This window comes from Agrobacterium sp. LEGMi-208b (assembly GCF_059511785.1).
Window position 1 is genome coordinate 771,904 of record NZ_CM183446.1, and the last position, 24,584, is coordinate 796,487.

Annotated in this window: 23 protein-coding genes and 1 other RNA gene; 10 read left to right on the forward strand and 14 right to left on the reverse strand. The window is 59.6% G+C overall.

From position 1 onward, the window contains the following. Positions 1-188 precede the first annotated feature (188 nt). Positions 189-692: a pyridoxamine 5'-phosphate oxidase family protein gene (locus AC5YUO_RS18270; RefSeq protein ID WP_031234299.1), complete on the forward strand. Its 504-nt coding sequence runs from the start codon at positions 189-191 to the stop codon at positions 690-692. Positions 693-728: 36 nt separating this feature from the next. Here AC5YUO_RS18270 and AC5YUO_RS18275 read toward each other — a convergent pair whose 3' ends face one another. From AC5YUO_RS18275 to AC5YUO_RS18305, 7 genes are all read right to left on the reverse strand, one after another. Continuing rightward, on the reverse strand, positions 729-1,571 hold the full coding sequence (locus tag AC5YUO_RS18275) for an MBL fold metallo-hydrolase (protein ID WP_496156245.1): 843 nt from the start codon (positions 1,569-1,571) through the stop codon (positions 729-731). 116 nt (positions 1,572-1,687) lie between these two features. Beyond that, positions 1,688-2,512: a TIGR00282 family metallophosphoesterase gene (locus tag AC5YUO_RS18280; RefSeq protein ID WP_400813736.1), complete on the reverse strand. Its 825-nt coding sequence runs from the start codon at positions 2,510-2,512 to the stop codon at positions 1,688-1,690. A 73-nt stretch (positions 2,513-2,585) separates the two neighbouring features. After that, on the reverse strand, positions 2,586-3,203 hold the full coding sequence (locus AC5YUO_RS18285) for a 5-formyltetrahydrofolate cyclo-ligase (protein WP_496156246.1): 618 nt from the start codon (positions 3,201-3,203) through the stop codon (positions 2,586-2,588). Next, positions 3,203-4,465, reverse strand: a complete 1,263-nt coding sequence (locus tag AC5YUO_RS18290; RefSeq protein ID WP_400814023.1) for a hemolysin family protein — start codon at positions 4,463-4,465, stop codon at positions 3,203-3,205. The genes AC5YUO_RS18285 and AC5YUO_RS18290 overlap by 1 nt, the downstream gene beginning before the upstream one ends. Positions 4,466-4,695: 230 nt before the next feature. Next, a non-coding RNA gene (gene ssrS / locus AC5YUO_RS18295) (6S RNA) lies at positions 4,696-4,854 on the reverse strand. A gap of 79 nt (positions 4,855-4,933) precedes the next feature. Then, on the reverse strand, positions 4,934-5,311 hold the full coding sequence (locus tag AC5YUO_RS18300; protein ID WP_400813731.1) for a cell division protein ZapA: 378 nt from the start codon (positions 5,309-5,311) through the stop codon (positions 4,934-4,936). 10 nt (positions 5,312-5,321) lie between these two features. Further along, positions 5,322-5,594, reverse strand: a complete 273-nt coding sequence (locus tag AC5YUO_RS18305) for a DUF4164 domain-containing protein (RefSeq protein ID WP_003506205.1) — start codon at positions 5,592-5,594, stop codon at positions 5,322-5,324. A gap of 325 nt (positions 5,595-5,919) precedes the next feature. On the opposite strand from AC5YUO_RS18305, the gene tkt reads away from it, so the two are divergent. Both tkt and gap read left to right on the forward strand, forming a co-directional pair. Further along, complete coding sequence (gene tkt / locus AC5YUO_RS18310) at positions 5,920-7,902, forward strand: transketolase (protein WP_496156247.1); 1,983 nt, start codon at positions 5,920-5,922, stop codon at positions 7,900-7,902. A 62-nt stretch (positions 7,903-7,964) separates the two neighbouring features. Then, positions 7,965-8,975: a type I glyceraldehyde-3-phosphate dehydrogenase gene (gap, locus tag AC5YUO_RS18315; protein WP_496156248.1), complete on the forward strand. Its 1,011-nt coding sequence runs from the start codon at positions 7,965-7,967 to the stop codon at positions 8,973-8,975. A gap of 187 nt (positions 8,976-9,162) precedes the next feature. Here the strand turns inward: gap and AC5YUO_RS18320 are convergent, their stop codons facing one another. Then, the gene (locus AC5YUO_RS18320) at positions 9,163-9,336 is read right to left on the reverse strand and encodes a hypothetical protein (protein WP_496156249.1); all 174 of its coding nucleotides are present in this window, start codon (positions 9,334-9,336) and stop codon (positions 9,163-9,165) included. Between the two features lie 486 nt (positions 9,337-9,822). Here AC5YUO_RS18320 and AC5YUO_RS18325 point away from each other — a divergent pair, with 486 nt between their 5' ends. From AC5YUO_RS18325 to AC5YUO_RS18335, 3 genes are all read left to right on the forward strand, one after another. Then, positions 9,823-11,688 (forward strand): potassium/proton antiporter, encoded by a 1,866-nt coding sequence (locus AC5YUO_RS18325; RefSeq protein ID WP_496156250.1) that lies wholly within the window; start codon positions 9,823-9,825, stop codon positions 11,686-11,688. 68 nt (positions 11,689-11,756) lie between these two features. After that, on the forward strand, positions 11,757-12,959 hold the full coding sequence (locus AC5YUO_RS18330; protein WP_496156251.1) for a phosphoglycerate kinase: 1,203 nt from the start codon (positions 11,757-11,759) through the stop codon (positions 12,957-12,959). A 191-nt stretch (positions 12,960-13,150) separates the two neighbouring features. After that, the gene (locus AC5YUO_RS18335) at positions 13,151-14,176 is read left to right on the forward strand and encodes a class I fructose-bisphosphate aldolase (RefSeq protein ID WP_496156252.1); all 1,026 of its coding nucleotides are present in this window, start codon (positions 13,151-13,153) and stop codon (positions 14,174-14,176) included. 58 nt (positions 14,177-14,234) lie between these two features. On the opposite strand, the gene AC5YUO_RS18340 is transcribed toward AC5YUO_RS18335, so the two are convergent. Then, the gene (locus AC5YUO_RS18340; RefSeq protein WP_003506189.1) at positions 14,235-14,390 is read right to left on the reverse strand and encodes a hypothetical protein; all 156 of its coding nucleotides are present in this window, start codon (positions 14,388-14,390) and stop codon (positions 14,235-14,237) included. Between the two features lie 137 nt (positions 14,391-14,527). Between AC5YUO_RS18340 and AC5YUO_RS18345 the strand changes: the two genes are divergently transcribed. From AC5YUO_RS18345 to rcdA, 3 genes are all read left to right on the forward strand, one after another. Further along, entirely contained in the window at positions 14,528-15,817 is a 1,290-nt protein-coding gene (locus tag AC5YUO_RS18345; protein ID WP_496156253.1) for an MFS transporter, read from the forward strand. Next, on the forward strand, positions 15,814-16,005 hold the full coding sequence (locus AC5YUO_RS18350) for a DUF1192 domain-containing protein (RefSeq protein ID WP_400813712.1): 192 nt from the start codon (positions 15,814-15,816) through the stop codon (positions 16,003-16,005). Before AC5YUO_RS18345 ends, AC5YUO_RS18350 begins: the two co-directional genes overlap by 4 nt. A 404-nt stretch (positions 16,006-16,409) precedes the next feature. Next, a complete protein-coding gene (gene rcdA / locus AC5YUO_RS18355) occupies positions 16,410-16,925 on the forward strand; it encodes a protease adaptor protein RcdA (protein ID WP_496156254.1) in 516 nt (171 codons plus the stop codon). A 477-nt stretch (positions 16,926-17,402) separates the two neighbouring features. Here rcdA and rpmE read toward each other — a convergent pair whose 3' ends face one another. Beyond that, entirely contained in the window at positions 17,403-17,624 is a 222-nt protein-coding gene (gene rpmE, locus AC5YUO_RS18360) for a 50S ribosomal protein L31 (RefSeq protein WP_003497640.1), read from the reverse strand. A 261-nt stretch (positions 17,625-17,885) separates the two neighbouring features. Here rpmE and AC5YUO_RS18365 point away from each other — a divergent pair, with 261 nt between their 5' ends. Next, positions 17,886-19,685, forward strand: a complete 1,800-nt coding sequence (locus AC5YUO_RS18365; RefSeq protein WP_496156256.1) for an ABC transporter transmembrane domain-containing protein — start codon at positions 17,886-17,888, stop codon at positions 19,683-19,685. Between the two features lies 1 nt (position 19,686). On the opposite strand, the gene AC5YUO_RS18370 is transcribed toward AC5YUO_RS18365, so the two are convergent. The 4 genes from AC5YUO_RS18370 to AC5YUO_RS18385 all read right to left on the reverse strand — a co-directional run bounded on the left by AC5YUO_RS18370 (position 19,687) and on the right by AC5YUO_RS18385 (position 24,481). Next, positions 19,687-21,333: an FAD-binding dehydrogenase gene (locus AC5YUO_RS18370; protein ID WP_496156258.1), complete on the reverse strand. Its 1,647-nt coding sequence runs from the start codon at positions 21,331-21,333 to the stop codon at positions 19,687-19,689. An 89-nt stretch (positions 21,334-21,422) separates the two neighbouring features. After that, positions 21,423-22,454 (reverse strand): peptidoglycan -binding protein, encoded by a 1,032-nt coding sequence (locus tag AC5YUO_RS18375; protein ID WP_496156259.1) that lies wholly within the window; start codon positions 22,452-22,454, stop codon positions 21,423-21,425. A gap of 2 nt (positions 22,455-22,456) precedes the next feature. Next, positions 22,457-23,479, reverse strand: coding sequence for a flagellar motor protein MotA (locus tag AC5YUO_RS18380; protein WP_496156260.1), 1,023 nt, complete (start codon positions 23,477-23,479; stop codon positions 22,457-22,459). A gap of 201 nt (positions 23,480-23,680) precedes the next feature. After that, positions 23,681-24,481 (reverse strand): inositol monophosphatase family protein, encoded by an 801-nt coding sequence (locus AC5YUO_RS18385; protein WP_035262908.1) that lies wholly within the window; start codon positions 24,479-24,481, stop codon positions 23,681-23,683. Between the last annotated feature and the right edge of the window lie 103 nt (positions 24,482-24,584).

A 24,584-nucleotide genomic window follows, 5' to 3' on the forward strand; every position in this document is an offset into this window, starting at 1 on the left:
CTGATTGTCGTAATTTGGAGATTGCGGGCCTTATAAGTGCGATAGCCGCGCCATTCAACCCCGCAAGCGCTTTCTCTTGCCGCAACAACAGAAGGAACTGATTTATCCGCTCTTCGTTCTGATCATGAACGCGGCGGAACAGGGCATCTTTTCCTCCGTCGCAGCACGAGACCGGAAGGAGAAAACATATGGTCAGCCTGACTGAAGCAAGAGAAGCACCGGCCCGCCAGCTCTGGGACGAGATCAATTCCGTCCATGCCGGCATGCTTGGGCTGGAAGGATTGCACAACCACATGCAGCCCATGGCACCTCATGCTGACCCCAAGACCAATACCATCTGGTTTTTCTCCAAAAAAGACACCGATCTGGTGAAATCGCTGAAATCCGGTTCCCGGGCGCATTTCTGCGTGGTGGGCAAGGATCATGACTACCACGCCTGCCTTTCGGGCATCCTCGAAGCGCGCGACGATAAAACCAAGATCGACGAATATTGGAACTCGGTCACGGCGGCCTGGTACGAACATGGCAAAAGCGATCCGCAACTGACCATGCTGGCGCTGCATGTCGATGACGCCGATATCTGGGCTTCGACGGACAGCACGCTGAAATTCGGCTGGGAAATCGCCAAGGCGAACATGTCGGATGACAAGACGCCCGATGTCGGCGTCCGCCAGCACCTCACCTTCGCCTGAGCAACGGCTCCCCCGGCCTTCCTCGCCCGCCGCATGCTACATGCCTTTCGGCACCAGTATCTGCGGTTGGCGGGGAAGGTTTCGCATCGAAACCCGGATCACCGGATCGGTGGCATAGGCAATGCGGAAACTCTCGCCGAACATCGTGAGAAACTGTTCCAGCGGCGGGCCGGTCCGGTGCATCGGCAGGATCAGCGCGGAGCGCAGGCGCTTGACCACCCGGCTCATGCTGTCGGCACCCATGGTCAGACCGCCATCCACCGGCACCATCAGCACATCCAGACGGCCGATCTCGGCATAATGTGTATCCGTCAGCTCGTGATGCAGATGGCGGAGATGACCGATGCACAGCCCGGCAACCTCGAAGATGAAAATGGAATTGCCGTTTTCCTGAAACGACTCGTAATCACCCCAGCGGTTGCGGATATCGGTGGCGACATTGCGGATATAGACATCGCCCACCAGAACCTTTTGCTCGGCCTTTTCTCCCGGCGTATCGCTCCAGCCATGCAGCACATATTGAATCGCTGGGTCCGGATTGAGGGTGAAATGCGTCGAATGCGCCCGGTTCATCGTCACGACAGTTGGCGTGACGGGAGGTCGATAGACGCCGTTATAGTCCGTGGCGATGGTCACACCGCCGGGGCTTTCGATCAGATAGGTGGAATGGCCGATGAAGCTGATCTTCACCTCTTCCTTTGCCGTCGCCTGAGCCAGCTGAACACCTGGCGGATTGAAGCTCGCGAACATGACGCCGGGAATGTTGCTGGCGATCGCCTGGCACTGGCTGACGGGAGGCCGGCCCGCCGTCTGGGAAAAGGCGGCTCCCGCACAGGCGATCAGCCCCGTCATTGCAAGCATTAGCACGCGCAGCATCATGCCACTCCCCTGAACTTGCGAAGGTGGAGAGGATGAGGCAGGTTTTGCGGGGCGTCCAGTTACAAGAACGGCGGAAAGCTTACACTCTCGTCATTGTGAACGCTTCCGGCAGAAGTTTAAGCCCAGAAGGAAGGCAGCGTTTCCGAAAGCCGCGGCCCGATGCGCAGCGGCGCGATTTTCTCGGCAAGCCCGGTACGGTCGGAGATTTCAACGCCGACGCCGCAGATCGTCGCCGGCCCGCTCGCCGCCTCGAAACGGCCTTTCGGCATTTTCGAAATGAAGCGGTTGATCGGCTCTTCCTTCTCCATGCCAAGCGAGCTGTCATAATCGCCGCACATGCCGGCGTCAGACATATAGGCCGTGCCGCCATTCAATATCTGCGCATCAGCCGTCGGAACATGGGTGTGGGTGCCGACGACGAAGCTTGCGCGCCCGTCGACAAAATGGCCGAAACACTGTTTTTCACTCGTCGCTTCCGCATGGAAATCGAAGATGATGGCGTCGGCCTGTTCCTTCAGCGGGCAGGCAGCAAGAATGTTTTCCGCCGACTTGAAGGGATCGTCCAGTTCCGGATGCATGAAGACCCGGCCCATGATGTTTGCGACAAGCACGCGCGCGCCGTTGCGGGCATAAAAAATGCCCGAGCCCTTGCCCGGCGTACCGTCAGGATAATTGGCGGGCCGCAGGAACTGGTCGTGCCGCTCACAGAAGGAAACCGCTTCCTTCTGGTCCCAGACGTGGTTACCGGTGGTGACGACATCGGCGCCGGCATTGATGGTCTCGAGATAGATATCTTCGGTGATACCGAAGCCACCGGCGGCGTTTTCACCGTTGACGATGACGAAATCCAGCTTCAGATCGGAAATCAGCCCCGGCAATCGTTCCCAGACAGCCGTGCGTCCGGTCTTGCCAACCATGTCTCCGAGAAAAAGAAGCCTCATTCACCCGCCCCGATCTTGCGCATGTTTTAAAAATTCCGTCCCCTCTAGCGGGTAATCCATCTTTTAAAAAGTGCTAAAGCGCCTTTTGCCCACTATCGGAGATCGACAGGGGGTCGGAAAACCAGCGTAGGCCGCTTTCCGTCAGAATGGCGTGAAGCGATACATCGTGCGGCTCCGCCGGGACATACGGCACTTCCTGACAATCGAATGCGACGCCAATGAGAACAGGTTGTTTTCCCCTGGCGTGCAAACGCGCAATGGCGCGGTCATAATGACCCGCGCCGTAACCGACTCGTTGCCCATGCCCATCGAAGACGGAGAGGGGCACGAGCAGAATATCCGGATCGAGAACTTCCGCATCCTCACCCGGGCCAGTCGTGCCGAAGCCGGTCTTCACCAGCGGCGTATCCGTTTCAAAGGCACGGAAGACAATGGTTTCACGATCCAGCACGACAGGAAGGATAAGGCGCCCGCCGCGTTCGCGCAACGCCTCCATCAGCGGCCGGGTATCGGCCTCGGAACGGATCGGCATGAAGCCGGAAATGACGGTGCCCGGCCCAAAAGGAATGCCCGAGGCGCCATGAGCCGTTATGGACCGGCTCTTCTGCTCGCGCTCCGTCAGCGTCAAAGCGTCGCGCGCGGCAAGCCTTTCGCCGCGCAGCCTCGCTTTTTCGGCAACGTCGCCCGGCATCAGGCAGCCCGGCTCACGAGAACCTTGTCGATGCGGTGGCCATCGAGATCGATGACCTCGAAACGCCAGCCGTTGCGGGTAACGTGTTCGCCCAGTTCCGGCAGACGACGGAACTCGTCCAGAACCAGACCGGCAACGGTCTCGAATTCGGCGTCCTCATCGATCTGGAAACCCATGCGATAAGCGAATTCATCGGCGGGCATCCAGCCGGCGACGAGGAACGAACCGTCCTCGCGCTCGACCATGGCCGGCTCTTCGTCATTGTCTTCCTGGAACGCGCCGGTAATGGCTTCCAGAACGTCGCCGGAGCTGACGATACCTTCGAAATGGCCGTATTCGTCATAGACCAGCACCATGTGCACGGTGGAGCGACGCAGCGACTGGATGACATCCACCGCGCTTGTCAGATCCGACACGACGGGAACCTCGCGCAGAAGCTCGCGAATGTTGAGTTCCTTGCCGGAGGCCAGCGCATCGAAGGCATCCTTGGCGAAAAGCACACCGAGAATTTCGTCCGAGGCACCATTGCGCACCGGCAGGCGCGACCGCTGCGTCTGGCGGAGCTGCTCGCGGATTTCCTCGGCGCTGTCTTCGATATCGACCACTTCCACATCGCGACGCGGCGTCATCAAGCCGCGCGCATTGCGGTCGGCAAGGCGCATGACGCTGGTGATCATCGCCGATTCCTCGGTCTCGATCACGCCGGCGCTATGGGCTTCGGCCAGAACCGTGCGGATTTCATCGTCGGTGACCGATGCGTTGGATTCACCGCTATGGCCGAGAAGGGCGAGAACGGCCTTACCCGATTTGTCGAGCAGCCATACCAGCGGCGCGCCGACCCGCGACAGCATCACCATGGTTGGCGCGACCCGGGCGGCAACCTTTTCGGGATCGCGCAGCGCGATCTGCTTGGGCACCAGCTCGCCGACGATCAGCGACAGATAGGTAATGGCGACCACCACCGAACCCACACCGATTGCATCGGCAGCACGGTCAGGAACGCCCTGCTCCAAAAGCCATGCTGTAAACCGGGCGCCGAGTGTGGCACCGGAAAACGCACCGGACAGAACGCCGACCAGCGTGATGCCGATCTGCACCGTGGAAAGGAAACGTCCGGGATTTTCGGAAAGGCCGAGCGCCATGGTGGCGCCTCTGCTGCCTTGCGCGGCAAGCACTTTGAGCCTCGCCGGTCTGGAGGAGACAACGGCAAGCTCGGACATGGCAAGCACACCGTTCAGTACGGTGAGCAGGACCACGATCATAATTTCAGTAAACAAGTTTAGCTCTTTGGGCTGTTGAACGGCACGTCGCGGTTTTGACCGCAGCGCCCTTTTTTAAAGGGCATGACAGACATACCAATCCGGATAATAGGGAATTGTTCCGCCATTGCAATGACGGCAATATAAAAAAGCCGCGTCCGGCAGTTATGAAAAATGACTGTCGAATATATCAAGGGTACAGGGAAGCCCCGGGGGTTGATCCGAAACTTCAAGCGCGATCCACGGCGACCGATGGAGATTTACGATCCTGGGCGCCTACAAAAGTAGGTGGGCACCGTGTGTCCAGCCCCACGGGACTGGCCAGGGACAGCTCCCTTTGGATCGAGTATGGCCCCAGGGATTGTGGTTCCTGTCGGGAAGCGCAGAACGCATTCAAGATATAGGACGGATCGATGAAAATCGCCAGAGGGTGCGGCGCGAAATTTTGCCGCCTCAGAAACCTGCACCCGCTCAATGCGCGGCGGGCTTCGGCCGCGCCAGCAGTTTTTCGGTGATCCCGTTCAGACGGTCGGCCAGATCACCGATGGCAAGCGCCACTATCTCGTCCGATTTCGCCTTGTGCTCGGCCATGCCGTCACGATTACGGGACAGGGCCGCAACCTCCCCCTCCAGCTTGTCGATCTTGCGGTTAAGTTCGGAAAGCTCGTCCATCACCATAATACCGGCCATGACGGTGAGCCTCAGATCGCCGATCTCGCCGAACTGGCTCTTGAGGTGGCCGACATAGCGGTCGAAACGTGTGGCGAGATCGGTCAGGTGGTCTTCCTGTCCCGCCTCGCATGCCATGCGATAGGCCTTGCCGTCGATCATAACAGTGACTTGCGCCATGAAACCGCTCCTATCGATCCAGCACCGCGCGGATCGTCTCCATGGCCGTTACCAGCCGGCGGGAAACCTCGCGGTTGACTTCTTCAAGACGATTGGCGCGAAATTCGGCCTGGTCAAGCTCGTGGGCGAGCCTGGCGCGGTCCACATGGACCCGCTTGACCTCATTGTCGATCTCGCCCGTCTCCCTTTGCCGCTCGATACGCATATCGATGGCATTTTCGAGATTTGTGATGGCAGCATTCAGCTCCGTCAGCGCAGATTGTACGGTCTTCTCAGCCGACATCGTTTTTTCCAACTCGCACACCACCGGCCGAATCGTCCGGTTTCAGGCCTTCCCAACAATCACGAGGTTATTACCCGATTTACCATCCCGTCAATCAAACCAGTGCATTGAGGCGTTTTGCTCTGTGGATGAACGAAGAGACGCCAGTCCATATCGCACGAATTTTGTCAGGATGCCCGGTTTTCTAAACGATTTTTTCTCCCTGAGCGAACCGCAAACGCCCGTGGATTTATTGACTTGCCTGCCTCACCTGCTATGGATCAACCCGCTTTTTGGATAGTTGCGTAAAACTATCTCCTTTCACCCGGAAACAGACGGAAAAGCCATGATTTCTCGCGACAAACACAACCGGATGGCAAATGCGATCCGCTTTCTTGCCATGGATGCAGTGGAGAAGGCCAATTCAGGCCATCCCGGTCTGCCGATGGGCGCCGCCGATGTCGCCACCGTTCTCTTCACCCGTTACCTGAAATTCGATCCCAAGGCGCCGCTCTGGGCGGACCGCGACCGGTTCGTGCTGTCGGCAGGCCATGGTTCGATGCTTCTTTACTCGCTGCTCTATTTGACGGGCTACGAGGACATGACGATCGACGAGATCAAACGCTTCCGTCAGTTCGGCTCCAAGACGGCCGGCCATCCCGAATATGGTCATGCCACCGGCATCGAAACCACCACCGGTCCGCTCGGCCAGGGCATCGCCAACGCCGTCGGCATGGCGATCGCTGAGCGCAAGCTGGAAGAGGAATTCGGCTCCGACCTGCAGAGCCACTTCACCTACGTGCTGTGCGGCGACGGCTGCCTCATGGAAGGCATCAGCCACGAAGCCATCGCGCTTGCCGGCCACCTGAAGCTCAACAAGCTCGTTCTGTTCTGGGATGACAATAACATCACCATCGACGGCGAAGTCGGCCTTTCCGACAGCACCGACCAGATCGCCCGCTTCCAGGCCGTTCACTGGAACACCATCCGCGTCGACGGCCACGATCCGGACGCGATTGCCGCCGCCATCGAGGCCGCGCAGAAGTCCGACCGCCCGACCTTCATCGCCTGCAAGACCGTCATCGGTTTCGGCGCGCCGAACAAGCAGGGCACCCACAAGGTGCACGGCAACCCGCTCGGCGCCGAGGAAATCGCGGCCACCCGCAAGCACCTGAACTGGGAAGCCGAAGCCTTCGTGGTTCCGGAAGACGTGCTGGACGCCTGGCGTCTCGCCGGCCTGCGCTCCACCAAGACGCGCCAGGACTGGGAAGCCCGCCTCGAAGCCGCTGAAGCCGGCAAGAAGGCCGAGTTCAAGCGTCGCTTTGCCGGCGACCTGCCCGGCAACTTCGACAGCTCCATCGATGCCTTCAAGAAGAAGATCATCGAAAACAACCCGACCGTTGCCACGCGTAAAGCCTCGGAAGATTCGCTCGAAGTCATCAACGGCATCCTGCCGGAAATGATTGGCGGTTCGGCTGACCTGACGCCGTCCAACAACACCAAGACCAGCCAGATGAAGTCCATCACCCCGACGGATTTCTCCGGCCGTTACCTGCATTACGGCATCCGTGAACACGGCATGGCCGCGGCCATGAACGGCATCGCACTGCATGGCGGTCTCATCCCCTATGCCGGCGGCTTCCTGATCTTCTCGGATTATTGCCGTCCGTCGATCCGCCTTGCCGCGCTGATGGGCATCCGCGTCGTCCACGTTCTGACGCATGATTCCATCGGCGTCGGCGAAGACGGCCCGACCCACCAGCCGGTCGAGCAGATCGCAGCTCTGCGCGCCATTCCGAACCTTCTCCTCTTCCGCCCGGCGGATGAAACCGAGACGGCGGAATGCTGGCAGCTGGCGCTGGAACAGAAGCACCGTCCCTCGGCGCTGGCGCTGACCCGCCAGAACCTGACGCCTTCGCGCAAGGAATATGAAGAGAAGAACCTCTCCGCTTACGGCGCTTACGAACTCGTCTCCGCAAGCGACGCCAAGGTTTCGATCTTCGCTTCCGGCTCGGAAGTGGAAGTGGCGCTGAAGGCCGCCGCAACGCTGAAGGACAAGGGCGTTTCCGCCCGCGTCGTCTCCGTTCCCTGCTTCGAGCTCTTCAAGGAACAGCCGGAAACCTACCGCAACGCCATCATCGGCAAGGCTCCGGTCAAGATCGCGGTGGAAGCCGCCATTCGCCACGGCTGGGATTACTTCATCGGTAACGACGGCGCTTTCGTCGGCATGCACTCCTTTGGAGCCTCTGCGCCGGCGAAGGATCTCTTCAAGCACTTCGGTATCACGGCGGAAGCCGTCGTCGCCGCAGCCGAGGCAAAACTTGCGTGAGGGCTTTCCAGGCCCTCACCATTCAGCAAAGACCACGCCCATTCTTGTTCGGGAGACTGTAAATGACTGTAAAAGTTGCCATTAACGGCTTCGGCCGCATCGGCCGCAATGTTCTGCGTGCCATCGTCGAATCCGGCCGCACCGATATCGAAGTCGTTGCCATCAACGACCTCGGCCCGGTTGAAACCAACGCCCACCTGCTGCGTTACGACTCGATCCACGGCAAGTTCCCGGCCGATGTGAAGGTCGAAGGCGACACCATCGTCGTTGGCGGTGGCAAGCCGATCAAGGTCACGGCCGTTCGCGATCCGGCAACCCTGCCGCACAAGGAACTCGGTGTAGACATCGCGCTCGAATGCACCGGCATCTTCACCGCCCGCGACAAGGCCGCCGCACACCTGACGGCCGGCGCAAAGCGCGTCATCGTTTCGGCTCCGGCTGACGGCGCGGACCTCACGGTCGTCTTCGGTGTCAACCATGACCAGCTGACGAAGGACCATCTGGTCATTTCCAACGCGTCCTGCACCACCAACTGCCTCGTGCCGGTCGTGAAGGTTCTCGATGACGCCGTTGGCATCGATCATGGCTTCATGACCACGATCCACTCCTATACGGGCGACCAGCCGACGCTGGACACCATGCACAAGGATCTGTACCGCGCCCGCGCCGCAGCCCTTTCCATGATCCCGACCTCGACGGGCGCCGCCAAGGCCGTTGGCCTCGTTCTGCCGCACCTCAAGGGCAAGCTGGACGGCACGTCGATCCGCGTACCGACCCCGAACGTATCGGTCGTCGACTTCAAGTTCCTCGCCAAGCGCGACACGACGGTTGCGGAAATCAACGAAGCGATCAAGGCCGCAGCCGATGGCAAGCTGAAGGGCATTCTCGGCTACACCGACGAGCCGCTGGTTTCCCGCGACTTCAACCATGACAGCCATTCGTCGATCTTCGCGAACGACCAGACCAAGGTCATGGAAGGCAAGTTCGTGCGCATCCTGTCCTGGTACGACAACGAATGGGGCTTCTCCAACCGCATGTCGGATACGGCCGTCGCCTTCGCGAAGACCATCTAAGCAAGACCCCGCTTATCAAAAAGCCGGCAGGAGCAATCCTGCCGGCTTTTTATTTGCAAAAAATGCCGGCGGGAACGAGGAAACCCGCCGGCATCGATCCAGAAGCAAGGCGAAGGGGCGCTTCGGATCGAAAACCATCACCGGCCGCAAAGCGTGCCTAAGCCGGACGGATGACGCATGCCATCCATCATTTTTTATTGTTGATGATGATGTGATCCGAGCTGGCGCCTCGCCAGATCGTATCGAAAGTCTGTTGCCTCAGCTCGCTCTGCTGCATGGACAGTTTCATCATGCAGTCGGCGAAATCCCGTGAACCTTCGTAATAACCGAAGACCCGGCAGCGTTCGCGTTGCGCGGCCATATTCTCAGCTGTCTGCTCGGTGCTCGAGCAACCCGAAACAATCGAGGCTGCCGCCAATAGTATGAGGGTAGATATTTGTTTCATCCGATTGCTCCGGTCACGATGCAAGTAAATCCGGAAGCGACACCTAACCCGCCTGCATTGTCTCTATGTTACGTGTAGCCGGCATCGGCGAAATCTAATTTCGCCAAAGATATTTGCCGTCAGCTGTCCAGAATGTTTTCACCCGCAGGCCGAAAAAATTCCCATTTCCTGCCTTTGTCTGGTCCATTTTGAGACGGACAAGAAACAGAGGGATAACGGTCGTGCGCAATGCACTTCGGCCCTGCCGTATCATTCGATACACCCCGCCTTGCGTCGCCTTTCAACGCCATCAGAAACAGCGCTGACAGACCGCAACCCGTGGCGCATTGACTGCAGACGCGCAGAGCATTCATTGCGCCACGGGTTGCGGTCCATCAACGCGGTTTGAATGAGGCGGTGGACGTGGAATCATTTTATCTTCTGTTACTGGTGGCAACTGTTCTGGTTCTCGTCGCCGCTTTTTCCAGCCTCATCGCCTTCCGCTTCGGCGCGCCGCTGCTGCTGCTTTTCCTCGTTATCGGCCTTGTCGCGGGGGTGGACGGCCTCGGCATCGAATTCACCAATAACCCGCTCGCCTATATGCTCGGCTCGCTCGTCCTTGCCGTCATCCTTTTCGATTCCGGCTTCGGCACGTCCATACAATCCTTCCGGCTGTCTGCAGCGCCCGCGATGGCGCTCGCTACCGTGGGCGTCATTCTAACATCCGTCTTTTTCGCGGGCGCAGCCGCCCTGCTGCTCGGGCTCTCATGGCTGGAAGGCCTTCTGCTTGGCGCCATCGTCGCCTCCACCGATGCGGCGGCCGTGTTCTTTCTGCTGCGCATCGGCGGCATTCATATCCGCGATCAGGTGCGGTCGACACTGGAGGTTGAATCCGGCACCAATGATCCGATGGCGATCTTCCTCACCATCGCGCTTGTGGAAATCATCGCCAAGGGTCAGGGGCTGGCCGGCATAGACAGCGGCTTTCTGCTGCTTTTCATAGAGCAGATGGGCCTTGGCGTGATCTTCGGCCTGCTCGGCGGCCTCATGATCGCCACCGTCGTCAACCGTTTCGCCGCCGACCGCGGGCTTGCGCCGATCTTCGTGCTGGCCTTGGCCCTGCTCGTCTTCTCCTTCACCGGTACAATTGGCGGCAGCGGTTTTCTGGCGGTCTATGTGGCCGGCATCGTTGCCGGCAACCGCAGGATTTTCGCCAAGGAAACCATTCGCCGTTTCCATGAGGGGCTGACATGGCTTGCCCAGATCATCATGTTCCTCATGCTCGGTCTCCTCGCCACCCCGTCGCAATTTCCGGCGATCGCCATTCCGGCCGTGCTGCTGGCGCTTTTCCTGATCTTCGTCGCCCGCCCGCTCGCGGTCTGGCTCAGCCTCATGCCTTTCAACTATACCCAGCAGGAAACCTCGTTCGTCGCCTGGGTGGGCCTGCGCGGCGCCGTCTCCATCCTGCTCGCCATCATGCCCATTCTCGGCGGGCTCGATGATGCCCAGATATATTTCAACGCCGCCTTCATCATCGTGCTGGTGTCACTTCTGGTACAGGGCTGGACCATCAAGCCGGTGGCGACAAGGCTCGGGCTGATCGTGCCGCCACGCATGGGCGAGGTGGACAAGCTGGAAGTCGATCTGCCCGGCACCGCCAATCACGAACTGATTTCCTACCGGGTCGCCAAGGGCAGCGCCATCATGCAGGGCGAGCGCATTCCGCGCTGGGCCATGCCGTCGCTGGTGGTGCGCGACGGCAAATCGATCCGCTATCAATATGCCGGGCGACTACGGGAGAACGATCTCGTCTATCTTTTCATCGCACCCGGCTATTCCCGCCTGATCGACCGGCTGTTTGCGAGCGCTCTGCCGGTCGCCGATGACGACGCCGATTTCTTTGGCACTTTCGCGATCTCGCCCGCCCGCCCGGCGAAGGAGCTGGACGCAGCCTATGGTCCCGGCCTGCTTTCGCCCGCTGAACAGGCAATGAGCGTTGCCGAACTCATCGAAGCGCGTCTTGCCGGGAAGGCCGACTATGCCGACCGCGTACGCCTCGGCTCCATCGTCCTGATCGTCCGCACGCTGGACGAACACGAGGCGATAACGGGTGTGGGCATCTCCCTCGAACCGGTGGAGCCGGCCACCAGCCTGCCGATCTTCATCAGCTTTTCGGAAATCCTCAACCGTGTGCGCAGCTATCTGGCAGAGAAGCGCCAGCCGAGCCTCGCCGGCGTTGAGGAAAGCGCCCCCGCGCCTGCGAATACAGTGAGAGAAAATGAGGCCTGACCGGCTTGCGTCGGCATTCAGGCATAGTATGGTCCGTGCCGAACTCGCAACAACATCAGGATCGACCTATGCCCGCTTTCAAGACCCTCGACGACCTTAACGACATTGCCGGAAAGCGCGTTCTCCTCCGCGTTGATCTCAACGTGCCGGTCGCGGATGGAAAAGTGACGGACAAGACCCGCATCGAACGCGTTGCGCCGACCATTCTGGAACTCTCCTCAAAGGGCGCGAAAGTCATTCTGCTTGCCCATTTCGGCCGTCCGAAGGGCGAACCGGTGGCCGACATGTCGCTTTCCCAGATCGTGCCTGCCGTCGAGGAAGTGCTGGATCACGCCGTTTCCTTCGCAGCCGATTGCATCGGTGCACCGGCGGCGGATGCTATCGCTAAACTGAATGACGGCGATATCCTGCTTCTGGAAAACACCCGCTTCCACAAGGGCGAAGAAAAGAACGATCCGGCCTTCGTCGAGGCTCTGGCCGCCAATGGCGATATCTATGTGAACGACGCCTTCTCCGCCGCCCACCGCGCCCACGCCTCCACCGAAGGCCTTGCACGCCATCTGCCCGCCTATGCCGGCCGCACCATGCAGGCCGAGCTTGAGGCTCTGGAAAAGGGCCTCGGCCAGCCGGTTCGCCCGGTCGTCGCCATCGTCGGCGGCGCCAAGGTGTCGAGCAAGATCGATCTCCTGATGAACCTCGTCAAGAAGGTCGATGCGCTGGTCATCGGCGGCGGCATGGCCAACACCTTCCTCGCCGCCCGCGGCGCGCAGGTCGGCAAATCGCTTTGCGAGCATGATCTGGCCGAAACCGCTAAGCAGATCATGATCGAGGCTGCGACATCCGGCTGCGCCATCGTGCTGCCGGAAGACGGCGTCGTGGCCCGTGAATTCAAGGCCGGTGCGGCCAATGAAATCGTCGACATCAACGCCATTCCCGCCGACGCCATGGTTCTCGACGTCGGCCCGAAATCGGTTGAAAGCATCAAGGCCTGGATTTCCCGCGCCGAAACGCTGGTCTGGAACGGCCCGCTCGGCGCTTTCGAAATCGAACCCTTCGACGCGGCGACCGTCGCCGCAGCACGACACGCGGCGGAATGCACAAAGGCCGGCAAGCTCGTTTCCGTCGCCGGCGGTGGAGACACCGTTGCCGCACTCAACCATGCCGGCGTTTCCGACGACTTCTCCTATGTTTCGACGGCTGGCGGCGCCTTCCTTGAATGGATGGAAGGCAAGGAACTGCCGGGCGTTGCCATCCTGGCCGCCGCCAAGTAAACTTATCCTACTTGCCTGACACGAGGCCGGACAAGCCATGCTTGTCCGGCCTTGTTTTTTGGTAAGTGCACATGGGAGGAAAAGTTTCAAACGATTGAAATCATTTCAATCGTTTCAATGAGTTAGCGTGCCATTTCCCTGCCCTGGAACTTCTGTTATCGGGAATTTATTGTGCCTTGGGAGAATAGCAAATGACCGAACGTCTCGAAGACATTGCAATCAAAATGGTCGCCGACGGCAAGGGCCTGCTCGCCGCCGACGAATCCACAGGAACGATCAAGAAGCGTTTCGACAGCATCAATCTGGAATCCACCGAGACCGCCCGCCGCGACTATCGCGAAATGCTGTTCCGCTCCGACGACGCCATGAAGAAATATATCTCCGGCGTCATTCTTTATGAAGAAACCCTGTTCCAGAAGGCCGCCGACGGCACGCCTTTCGTGGATATCATCAAGGCGGCCGGCAGCCTGCCGGGCATCAAGGTGGATATCGGCGCCAAGCCGATGGCTTTCCACCCGCATGAATTCATCACCGAAGGCCTCGATGGTCTTTACGAGCGTCTGCGCAAATATCATGAAGCCGGCGCCCGTTTCGCCAAGTGGCGCGGCGTCATCACCATTGGTGATCAGCGTCCGAGCTGGGGTTCGATCAAGGCAAACTCCCAGTCGCTCGCCCGTTACGCCGCTCTCTGCCAGCAGGCGGATATCGTGCCGATCGTGGAGCCCGAGGTGCTGATGGACGGCGAGCCCGGCACGCACGACATCGACCGCTGTGCGGAAGTCACGCAATGGGTTCTGCAGACCGTTTTCGCCGATCTGTTCGACGCCCGCGTGAACCTTGAAGGCATGATCCTCAAGCCGAACATGATCATCGACGGCAAGAAGGCCCGCAAGGCTTCCGTCGAGGAAGTGGCGGAAAAGACCGTGAAGGTTCTGAAGGCGACCGTGCCTTCCGCCGTTCCGGGCATTGCCTTCCTTTCCGGCGGTCAGTCCTCCGAAGAGGCAACCGCCCATCTCTCCGCCATGAATGCCGGTTACGACCTGCCCTGGTCGCTGACCTATTCCTACGGCCGCGCCCTTCAGGATACGGCCCTCAAAACATGGGGCGGCAAGCAGGAAAACGTTGCCGCCGGCCAGCGCGCCTTCACACACCGCGCCGCGATGAACAGCCTTGCCGCCAAGGGCAACTGGAAACAGGAACTCGAAAAGGCAGCCTGAGGCCCCTCGCCACAGGCATCTGGTCAAACAAAAGCCGCCCTCTGGGGCGGCTTTTTCGTTATGGACGCAGAAGCAGCGTCGCCGACCAGATAACAAAGGCGGCAACCGCAATCTTCCAGCAATCGCCTCTTTTCTTAAGGCCCGGCAGACCAAGCGGCCGGATGATCTGGATCGCCATGGCCAGCAGTAAAAAAAGGCCGATTGCCTTCGTCATTTATTGAGCCTTTTCTTTATTTCTGCATCGTCACAGGCTGGACATTTTTACCGTTCACCAGAAGAGTGCAACTCATTCGGGTAACGCCCGTCCTATGGCCTGTCCGACCGTCCGTCCGAACGCATGAGAGTGTTTTCATGAGCAGAAATCTTCTACCCGTATTCGCTCTTTTATCCAGCACTCTGTTTCTTTTTCTCGGCAACGGCCTTCAGGGTCTCATCCTGCCGGTGCGTGGTTCGGCGGAAGGCTACTCCAATGAAATTCTGGGCTTTCTGGGCACCTCCTGGGCGGCGGGCTTCGTCGTCGGTTGCTTTGTCGCGCCTGCCATCGTGCGCCGCGCCGGCCATGTGCGGGCATTCGGCTCCTTCGTGGCACTGGTGTGCCTCACCGTGCTCATGACCGGCCTCATCATCGATGACACCTCCTGGATCGCGCTGCGTGCGCTGACCGGTTTCTGCACGGCCGGCACCTCGATGATCATCGAAAGCTGGCTGAACGAGCGCGCCACCAATGAAAGCCGTGGCATGATCTTCTCGCTCTATATCGCCATCACGCTGCTCGGCGTCGTGGCGGGGCAGATGATCGTGCCGATGGGGGATATCAGCAATACCTCGCTGTTCATGATCTGCGGCATCATCTATTGCATCGCCATTCTGCCCGCCACACTTTCGAAAGCGGCCAGTCCGCAGCCTTTGCAGAAGGTGAAACTGGATCTGCCGGCCCTTTACCGCAATTCACCGGTTTCCTTCGTTGGAATTCTGATGATCGGCATTGCCAACGGCGCCTACGGTACGCTCGGCGCCGTCTTCGGCGCGCGGGCAGGTCTCGACCCGACCATGATCGCCATCATGGTTTCGGTTACGATTTTCGTCGGCGCTCTGGCGCAATTTCCGGCAGGCCGGCTGTCGGACCGGATAGACCGCCGTTACGTGCTGGCAGGTCTCGCCGGTCTTGGCGCGGTCGCGGGTCTGGCGGTCGCCGTGGTCCAGCCGCATGATGTCTATGTGCTGATTTTCATGATCGCCATTTATGGCGCCGCCGCCAACGCGCTTTATCCCATCGCCGTGGCCCATGCCAACGACTTCGCCGCCTCGGAAGACTTCGTCAAGGTCTCGGGTGGCCTGCTGCTGCTTTACGGCATCGGCACCATCATCGGTCCAACGCTCGGCGGCGCGATCATGACCCACTTCGGACCCTATGCGCTGTTTCTGGTGACGGCTGTAGCCCATCTGCTCATCACCGCTTATGCCATCATCAGAAGCCGCCAACGCGCCGCGCTCTCAACCGAGGAAAAAGACAATTTCTCGACCATGATGCCAACGACCCCCTCCCCGCTCGTCACACCGGAAAGTATTGCGCTCGACCCGCGCGCGCCGCAATATCCAGGCGACGATGGCGACTATGTGGAAAAAGGAGCAGGCATATGAGCCTCTTTGACGATGACCGCCCGAAAAAACCGGTAGCGCACGAGATCGGTGGCGATCTCAGCCTTCTTTCGGTGGACGAGTTGAGCAGCCGTATCGATCTTCTGCAAGCCGAAATCACGCGACTCGAAGAGGAGAGGACACGGAAATCCGCCGGCAGGCAGGCGGCCGAGAATCTCTTCCGATCCTGACAGGCGCTGCAGAATAGATACGCGGCAACACTTCTATTGCCACAAGCTGCGGCTTAGCCTGTGCCCGAAAATGAATATTCCGGGGCAGTCTTTCATTTACCATTAACCAAAAATTAAGCTTTCTGAGAGATTACTATACATGTCCAGTTCTTCTGGACCTCAGGCATCTTCTCCATACGGCGAATTGGTCTGATTTTTCTCCCTGTTTTACCTTGAGAGCCGCTTTCGCGGCTCTTTTTTTGCCGCTTGCCGGATTCCGTAAAACTGTGGGTATTAACCCTTCTTTAATAATTGCCTTGCGCATTTCAGGTAAAGATACCATCCTGAAAACACTAAAGGCCGGAACAAAATATCCGGGTCGTCGTTGCCTGACAGTGTGGTGCGTGAGCAGGGATTTAAAGAAAATGTCGGAACAGGTTTTAAATACCATAAGCTTTGCGGGTCGCGCGGCTGCTTCCAACCAGTTCAAGTCCCTCTATACCGAAGGCATGACCTTGGTGGAGGAAACGGCAAGTTATCTCGACGGCGCCGGCCGCGCCGCGTCCAAGGTGCTGCCGCGTATGGCCTCGGTGCTTTATGCGGCGGAATCGATGCGCCTCACCACCCGCCTGATGCAGATGGCCTCCTGGCTGCTTCTGCAGCGCGCCGTCAACAACGGCGAAATGACGCGTGATCAGGTTCTGAACGAAAAGAACAAGGTGCGGCTCGACAGCTTCAACGTCGACCGCAACGCGCCCGGCTGGAACGACCTGCCGGAATCCTTCCGTGACCTCGTCGAGCGCTCGCTGCGTCTGCAGAACCGCATCGCCCTGCTCGACCGCGAAATCTATCGCCCCTCCGAAGCCGCCAAGGTGCCGGACAATGAAAATAGCGTGCAGGCGCAGCTCAACCTCCTGCGCACGGCTTTCTCGATCAACTGAGAAAAGACCACCTTATCCGGACAATTTGAAAAGCAGGCTCATCGGCCTGCTTTTTTGTTTTTGGGAGGAAGCAGAAATATCTAGACATGAAACAATAAGTTTCATCGTCACGCCACATTTCATATTTTAATACACATCTACAGTACAATAATAGGAATGAAAATGCGTATCCTTAAGTATATTATGGCTGCGTCCGGATGCGCCCTACTAATTGTCACTTTTATTATCGGCAAAGAATTCTGGGATATAAACGAAAAGATTGACCGGTGCTTTGATGACTACTCTCCGGCATACATCCATGATGACGCTGCGAGAGCCGCTGCCTGTGATTGATCAAACCAGGCACTCGTAAAATTTAAGATCTCTGGCCGCTATCAACAAAGCTGTTGGATCAACCTGAGGCAAATCCAGTCGAAAAATGGCAACAAAAAAGCCCGGTAAAACCGGGCTTTTTTAAACGATCCGTCCGCAAGAGGATCAGAGGCCGAGGCCGCCGAAACGCTTGTTGAACTTGGAAACGCGACCACCGCGGTCCATAAGCTGCTGGTTGCCGCCCGTCCATGCCGGATGGGACTTGGGGTCGATTTCAAGGTTCATGACGGCGCCTTCCGAACCCCAGGTGGAGCGGGTTTCGTATTCGGTGCCATCGGTCATGACCACCTTGATCGTGTGATAATCGGGATGGATATCAGCCTTCATGACAATCTTCCTGGTTAAGTGACGTGCGGTCCATTTGCCGCAATTGCGTCAACTGAGCCATTTCAATAAATGAAGCCATAGACCAGATGGGCTATGGCTTCCCAATTCGATGCGGAGCCTATACATGAAGGTCGCCCAGATAACAAGAGCCTGCTATCCCCTTGTGAAAGGAGATGGCCAAAGGGGTGGGAATTTTGCCGCACATCGGAAATTCACCCGCAAAAGGCCCCAAAACGGCAGGGAATGAGGAGCATAAAGGACGTGGCAGACATTGACGAGCAGAAAGCGGCGAAACAAAGAAGCCTGAAGCCGCTTCTTGGCCTGTTTCCCTATCTCCGGCGTTATCGCGGCCTGATGGCGGCCGCCCTTTTCGCGCTTGTGCTTTCTTCCGCCACGACACTTGCCCTGCCACTTGCCGTTCGCCGCATCATCGATCACGGATTCCAGACGCCGGATGGCGGCATGATCAACAGCTACTTCGCCATGCTTCTGGCGATTGCCGTTGTCCTCGCGCTCGCCAGCGCCATGCGTTATTATTACGTCATGACCATTGGCGAAAGGGTTGTTGCCGATCTTCGCCGCGATGTCTTTGCCCACCTCACCACGCTGTCACAGCAGTTTTTCGACAGCAATCGCTCGGGCGAGCTAACCTCGCGGCTGACCGCCGATACCGTGCAGATTCGCTCGGCCTTTGGCTCGTCTGCCTCGGTAGCGCTGCGCAATATCATCATGTGCTGCGGCGCGGTGGCGATGATGATCTATACCAGCCCCGGCCTCTCCGGCCTTGCCCTGCTTGCCATTCCCTTCATCGTTTTTCCGCTGATCGCCTTCGGGCGCTCGGTTCGCGCCCGCTCCCGCACCACGCAGGATACATTGGCCAATTCCGCCGCCTATGCTTCCGAGACGATTGCGGCGAGCCGCACCGTGCAGTCCTTTAATGCCGAGACACTGGCAAATGCCCGTTATGGCGCCTCCGTGGAAGCCGCCTATCGGGGCGCGCGCGCCGCCATCGGCGCCCGCTCCATTCTCACCGCTGTTGCCATTGCGCTCGTCTTCGGCAGCGTCGTCGGCATTCTCTGGTATGGCGCGCAAAGCGTTTTGTCCGGCAGCATGACCGCGGGCACGCTCGGTCAGTTCGTGCTTTATTCGGTCATTGCCGCAAGCGGTCTCGGCCAGCTCTCGGAAGTCTGGGGGGAACTGGCGCAGGCAGGCGGCGCGGCCGAACGCCTTTCCGAACTGCTCAATGAGCGCTCGCCCGTGGCGGAACCCACATCGCCGGTCGCCATGCCTCAGCCACCGCGCGGCGAGGCGGAATTCGAGAATGTCGATTTTGTCTATCCGCTCGCGACAGGGCGGCCGATCGTTTCCGATCTCTCCTTCAAGGTCAGTGCCGGCGAAACCGTCGCCATCGTTGGGCCTTCCGGTGCGGGCAAGAGCACGGTCTTTTCACTGCTGATGCGCTTTTACGATCCGCAGCAGGGTCGCATCACCGTCGATGGTACGGATATCCGCGACGTCACCCTTGCCGATCTGCGCGCGCGCCTGTCCATCGTTCCGCAGGATGTGGCGATATTTGCCTCCTCCATCCACGACAATATCGCCTTTGGCCGGCCTGACGCGACACGCGAGGAGGTGCGCGCCGCTGCTATCGCCGCGCAGGCCGACAGCTTCATCGAACGTCTCACCGATGGATATGACACGCAGGTGGGTGAACGCGGCGTGACGCTTTCCGGCGGCCAGCGCCAGCGTATCGCCATCGCCCGCGCCATCCTTCGCAATGCACCGATCCTGCTTCTCGATGAAGCGACCTCGGCGCTGGATGCGGAAAGCGAAACGCTGGTGCAGAAGGCGCTCGATGAGCTGATGAAAACCCGCACCACCATCGTCATCGCTCACCGCCTTGCCACCGTGCTGAAGGCCGACCGCATTCTGGTGATGGATGAGGGCCGCATCATCGAGGAAGGCACGCATCAAAGCCTCATTCGCCAGAACGGCCTTTATGCGCGTCTCGCCCGGCTGCAATTCCAGACCGGGCCGGACGAATTGCGCGCCCAGGCTTAGATCACGCCAGCACTTTGCGCCCCGCAACGCGGCCGGAAAACAGGCAGCCGCCAAGGAACGTGCCCTCCAGCGCATTATAGCCATGCATGCCGCCGCCGCCAAAACCCGCGACTTCGCCGGCGGCATAAAGGCCCGGCACCGGCGCGCCGGCAGCATCCAGCACCCGCGCTTCAAGATCGGTATGAAGGCCGCCAAGCGTCTTGCGTGTCAGCACATGCAGCCGCACGGCAATCAGCGGCCCCATTGCCGGATCGAGCAACCGGTGCGGTTTTGCCGTCCGCATCAGCCGGTCACCGAGATAACGGCGCGCGCCGTGGATGGCCGTTACTTGCGCATCCTTGCTGAAACCATTTTCGATTTCGCGATCGCGCGCTTCGATCTGCTGGCGGATATGGTCGATATGCAGCCGCTCGTCCCCACCGATGGCATTCATTGCCGCCACGAGTTCTTCCAGCGTATTCCGAACGGCGAAATCTTCGCCGCGCTCCATGAAGGCACGCACCGGTCCCGGCGGCTCCTTGCCCAGCCGCTTGAGCAGCAGCCGTATATCCTTGCCGGTCAGATCCGGATTTTGCTCCGAGCCTGAAAGCGCAAATTCCTTCTTGATGATCGCCTTGGTCAGAATGAACCAGCTATGGCTGCTGCCGCGTTCGCCCAGCATTTTAAGCGTGGCGAGCGTGTCGAAGCCCGGCATTGCGGGGGCGGCGAGGCGGTTTCCATCCGCATCGCACCAGAACGACGAGGGGCCGGGCAGAATGCGGATACCATGCCCCGGCCAGATCGGATCGTGGTTCTTCACGCCCTCGGTATAATGCCACATACGGTCACGATTGATGACGGCTCCGCCGGCCGTTTCCGTGATGGCGATCATGCGGCCATCCACATGCGCAGGAACACCGCAGACCATGTTTTCCGGTGGCTGGCCCAACCGTTCCACCGGCCAGTTGCGCCGCACCAGTTCCTGATTGCCACCGATGCCGCCGGAACTGACGATGACCGCAGCAGCAGAGAAGGTGAAATCGCCCTGCTCTTCCCGGCTGCTCTCCTGCCCGCGTTGCACCGGGTCAGGTGCAAGAACCGCGCCCGAAACACCAGTCACCCGGCCGTCGGTGATGTCCAGACGATCAACCCGGCGGCGGAATCGCAAAGTCAGCCGGCCGGCTGCCGCCATGGCCTTCGCCTTTTTGACGAAGGGTGCGAGTACGCCCGGACCCGTGCCCCATGTGACATGGAAACGCGGAACGGAATTGCCGTGACCATGCGCGAGGCTGCCGCCACGCTCGGCCCAGCCGACCACGGGGAACCAGCGCATGCCCATGCGATGCAGCCATTCGCGTTTCTCACCGGCAGCAAAATCGAGATAGGCCTCAGCCCAACGGCGCGGCCAATAATCCTCAGCACGGTCGAAACCGGCCGAGCCGAACCAGTCCTGCCTCGCAAGATCGAGACTGTCTCGCACCCGCATCCGGCGCTGTTCGGAACTATCGATGAAGAACAGTCCGCCCAGCGACCAGAAGGCCTGTCCGCCAAGGTTCTGCTCGCCCTCCTGATCCACGACGCAGACGCTGAGACCCCGCTCAGCCGCCTCGGTCGCCGCCACCAGCCCGGCAAGCCCCGCGCCGACAACGATCACATCATAGCCTTCCATCAGCCCCTCCCAGATATGACGGAATTACTTTTACGCGAACGTAAATTTACTTTGATCAGAAGGCAACCGCCGTGACGCGGTCCGCGATTTCAGCGCTCGGTGAGCTTGAGTTCGATACGGCGGTTCTGCTGCCGTGCTTCCGGTGAGTCACCTTCGGCAATCGGCTGATATTCGCCGAAACCGGCGGCGACCAGACGGTTTGCCGGCACGCCCTTGGCGATCAGGAATTTCACCACCGAGGTGGCGCGGGCCGACGAGAGTTCCCAATTGTCCCGGTAACGGCCGGAACCGGAAAGCTGGACATTATCCGTATGGCCATCCACACGCAGGACCCAGTTGATCTCCGCGGGAATTTCCTTGGCGAGATCGAGCAGCGCAACCGCCAGCTTCTCCATCTCCGCCTGACCTTCCGGATTGAGCTCATTGCCACCGGAAGGAAAGAGCACTTCGGACTGGAAGACGAACCGGTCGCCAACGATGCGAATATTTTCGCGGTCCGACAGAATTTCACGCAGCCGTCCGAAGAAATCGGACCGATAGCGGTTCAGCTCCTGCACCCGCTGCGCCAGCGCAACATTGAGCCGGCGGCCAAGATCGGCGATCTTGACCTGAGAGGAAGCATCCTTGGCTTCCGAGGCCTGAAGCGCGGCTTCCACGGAAGCGATCTGCGCTCTCAGCGCCGCGATCTGCTGGTTGAGCAATTCGATCTGCGCGGAGGCACGGGAATTGGCCTGCCGCTGCTCGTCCAGCTCGCCGGTCAGGCTGCCGATCCGCGCATTGGCGTTCGCATTGCTGCCCGATCCCGCATCGAGAAGCGCCTGCAGCCGGGAACGCTCGTTTTCGGATGCGGCAAGGGTGGATTGCAGGCTCGCAAGCGCGTCCTCAATATCCTGCTTGTTGCCTTTTTCCATGGCCAGAAGTTCGGTCAGTTCGGCAATCTGGCTGTTGAGACGTGTCAGCACCTCGTCCTTGCCGGTAATTTCCCGCGACAGAACGAATTGCGCCAGCACGAAGACCGTGAGCAGAAACATGATGGCCATGAGCAGCGTCGACAGCGCATCGACGAAACCCGGCCAATAATCCACACCCCTGTCGCGGCGGCGGTTGCGCGCAAGCGCCATGGCTACTCGCTCCCGTTATCGTGCCGGGTGCGTCCGGAGGATTTGGTCTCGCTATCGATCCGCGTCGACAGCCGGTCGAGCGTGCGGCGAAGCGATTTCGATTCCTCCTGTTGCGCTTCGATCCAGTCACGCAACATCTGCTGTTCGCTGCGCATGTTCTTGACGAGGCCCTGAATGCCTTCGGCAAGGCTGGTCATGGCCGCAAGCGAACGCTCGGTGCTGACCATGGCGCCCGGCTCCGCGACCTTGAACTCCCTCGGCCCCTCCGCCGAGGTATCCGTTACCGATGACAGCCAGTTTTCGAGCTGGGTATAAAAACGGTTCTGCGCGCGGCCGGCCTGAAGATCGAGGAAACCGAGAATCAGCGAACCCGAAAGACCGAGCAGCGACGAGGAAAACGCCGTTCCCATGCCCGCCAGCGGCGCGGTGAGACCGGCCTTGAGCGAACTCAGAATATCGTTGCTGTCGCCGGCGCTCGGATCGAGCGACTGGATAACGTTGCTGATGGCGCCAATGGTGCCGATCAAGCCCCAGAAGGTACCGAGCAGACCGAGAAACACCAGCAGGCCGACGAGATAACGCGATGTGTCACGCGTCTCGTCGAGGCGCGTCGCGATGGAATCGAGGATCGTCCGCTGCGTAACAGCGGAAAGCCGGACTTCGCCGCGCTTGCCGATCAGCGTGCTCATCGGTGCCAGCAGTTTTGGCGCGCGGCCGACCTTTTCGACGCTGCCGGCGGCACGAAAGGCATTGAACCAGCGGACTTCCGAGCGCAGGCTCATCGTCTGGGTAAAGACCAGAATGATGCCGATGGCCAGCACGCCGAGAATGAAGCCGTTGAGCCCCGGATTGGTCATGAAGGCGGTGTGTGCCTGCCGGTAAAGAATGGCCGCCAGAAAACCCACGAGGATCAGAAACAGAACCATCGTCCAGAGAAACGGTGTCGGGCTGGACAGCTTGTGGCTGTATTGCCGTGTGGTCACCGGTTTCTCGACGCCAAGATCGAGCAGCTCCGAATCCGCCATAACGTTCGCATTCCCTCTGGTCACGTATCCAGCGGAAGCTATTTGAAAATTGCGACGATTTGAAGCGAAAAGCCGGTCTTTCGTCACAGGCGTTTCACGAAAACAGCCCGAGACCCAACGACGGAAAACAAAAACACCCGGCGAATATTCGCCGGGCGTCTAAAACTTGCAGAAAATGGCAGGTTTTCCGCCAAAAACCAATCAGCGGCCCGGGATGGGACGGTTGGCGACCTCAACGAGCGCCTTGTGGATATATTCGTTACCGGCAGCAACGGAACTGCTGCCGAAGATATCCGTGCCGCCCTTGATGTCGGAGGCGAAACCGCCGGCTTCACGAATCAGCACCAGACCGGCCGCCATGTCCCAGGGAGAAAGATCGGCTTCCCAGAAACCATCGAGACGGCCAGCGGCAACATAAGCGAGATCGAGCGATGCAGCACCCATGCGGCGGATGCCGGCTGCCTCACCCATGACATGACGAAGTTCGACGAGGAACTTGCCGTGATTGCCGCGGCCGAGATGCGGCACGCCGCAGCCGATGACACAATCGGTCAGCGCCTTGCGCGCAGCGACGCGGATGCGGCGATCGTTGAGGAACGCGCCGCCGCCGCGCTCGGCGGTGTAGAGTTCGTCGGTGGCCGGATTGAAGATCACGCCGGCGACGACTTCGCCGTTACGCTCGAGCGCGATGGAAACCGCGAAATGCGGAATGCCGTGCAGGAAGTTGGTGGTGCCATCCAGCGGATCGACGATCCAGCGATGCGCGCCGTCCGTGCCTTTTTCCTCGCCGCCTTCTTCACCCAGGAAGTCGTAGGTCGGACGGGCCTTCATCAGTTCGTCGCGCACGATCTTTTCGGCTTTCAGGTCCGCCTGCGAGACGAAATCGCTCGGTCCCTTGACCGAGACCTGAAGGTTCTGCACTTCACCGAAGTCACGCGACAAAGACTTACCCGCCTTGATGGCGGCCTGAACCATGACATTGAGAAGGGCTGAACGGGCCATCGATGTTGTTTCCTGGAAAGCTTGCGAACCGCCCGGAAGCTCACCGGGCAGGCACGTCATTATTTTCTTGAATTGAAAGTTTGCGGTTCAAGACCACAAAACG

What these genes read in the sequence shown, in the direction of transcription:
- AC5YUO_RS18270 (WP_031234299.1), top strand. Translation starts at nt 189, where the DNA reads ATGGTCAGCCTGACTGAAGCAAGAGAAGCACCGGCCCGCCAGCTCTGG.
- AC5YUO_RS18275 (WP_496156245.1), bottom strand. Translation starts at nt 1,571, where the DNA reads ATGATGCTGCGCGTGCTAATGCTTGCAATGACGGGGCTGATCGCCTGT.
- AC5YUO_RS18280 (WP_400813736.1), bottom strand. Translation starts at nt 2,512, where the DNA reads ATGAGGCTTCTTTTTCTCGGAGACATGGTTGGCAAGACCGGACGCACG.
- AC5YUO_RS18285 (WP_496156246.1), bottom strand. Translation starts at nt 3,203, where the DNA reads ATGCCGGGCGACGTTGCCGAAAAAGCGAGGCTGCGCGGCGAAAGGCTT.
- AC5YUO_RS18290 (WP_400814023.1), bottom strand. Translation starts at nt 4,465, where the DNA reads ATGATCGTGGTCCTGCTCACCGTACTGAACGGTGTGCTTGCCATGTCC.
- AC5YUO_RS18300 (WP_400813731.1), bottom strand. Translation starts at nt 5,311, where the DNA reads ATGGCGCAAGTCACTGTTATGATCGACGGCAAGGCCTATCGCATGGCA.
- AC5YUO_RS18305 (WP_003506205.1), bottom strand. Translation starts at nt 5,594, where the DNA reads ATGTCGGCTGAGAAGACCGTACAATCTGCGCTGACGGAGCTGAATGCT.
- tkt (WP_496156247.1), top strand. Translation starts at nt 5,920, where the DNA reads ATGATTTCTCGCGACAAACACAACCGGATGGCAAATGCGATCCGCTTT.
- gap (WP_496156248.1), top strand. Translation starts at nt 7,965, where the DNA reads ATGACTGTAAAAGTTGCCATTAACGGCTTCGGCCGCATCGGCCGCAAT.
- AC5YUO_RS18320 (WP_496156249.1), bottom strand. Translation starts at nt 9,336, where the DNA reads ATGGCCGCGCAACGCGAACGCTGCCGGGTCTTCGGTTATTACGAAGGT.
- AC5YUO_RS18330 (WP_496156251.1), top strand. Translation starts at nt 11,757, where the DNA reads ATGCCCGCTTTCAAGACCCTCGACGACCTTAACGACATTGCCGGAAAG.
- AC5YUO_RS18335 (WP_496156252.1), top strand. Translation starts at nt 13,151, where the DNA reads ATGACCGAACGTCTCGAAGACATTGCAATCAAAATGGTCGCCGACGGC.
- AC5YUO_RS18340 (WP_003506189.1), bottom strand. Translation starts at nt 14,390, where the DNA reads ATGACGAAGGCAATCGGCCTTTTTTTACTGCTGGCCATGGCGATCCAG.
- AC5YUO_RS18345 (WP_496156253.1), top strand. Translation starts at nt 14,528, where the DNA reads ATGAGCAGAAATCTTCTACCCGTATTCGCTCTTTTATCCAGCACTCTG.
- AC5YUO_RS18350 (WP_400813712.1), top strand. Translation starts at nt 15,814, where the DNA reads ATGAGCCTCTTTGACGATGACCGCCCGAAAAAACCGGTAGCGCACGAG.
- rcdA (WP_496156254.1), top strand. Translation starts at nt 16,410, where the DNA reads ATGTCGGAACAGGTTTTAAATACCATAAGCTTTGCGGGTCGCGCGGCT.
- rpmE (WP_003497640.1), bottom strand. Translation starts at nt 17,624, where the DNA reads ATGAAGGCTGATATCCATCCCGATTATCACACGATCAAGGTGGTCATG.
- AC5YUO_RS18370 (WP_496156258.1), bottom strand. Translation starts at nt 21,333, where the DNA reads ATGGAAGGCTATGATGTGATCGTTGTCGGCGCGGGGCTTGCCGGGCTG.
- AC5YUO_RS18375 (WP_496156259.1), bottom strand. Translation starts at nt 22,454, where the DNA reads ATGGCGCTTGCGCGCAACCGCCGCCGCGACAGGGGTGTGGATTATTGG.
- AC5YUO_RS18380 (WP_496156260.1), bottom strand. Translation starts at nt 23,479, where the DNA reads ATGGCGGATTCGGAGCTGCTCGATCTTGGCGTCGAGAAACCGGTGACC.
- AC5YUO_RS18385 (WP_035262908.1), bottom strand. Translation starts at nt 24,481, where the DNA reads ATGGCCCGTTCAGCCCTTCTCAATGTCATGGTTCAGGCCGCCATCAAG.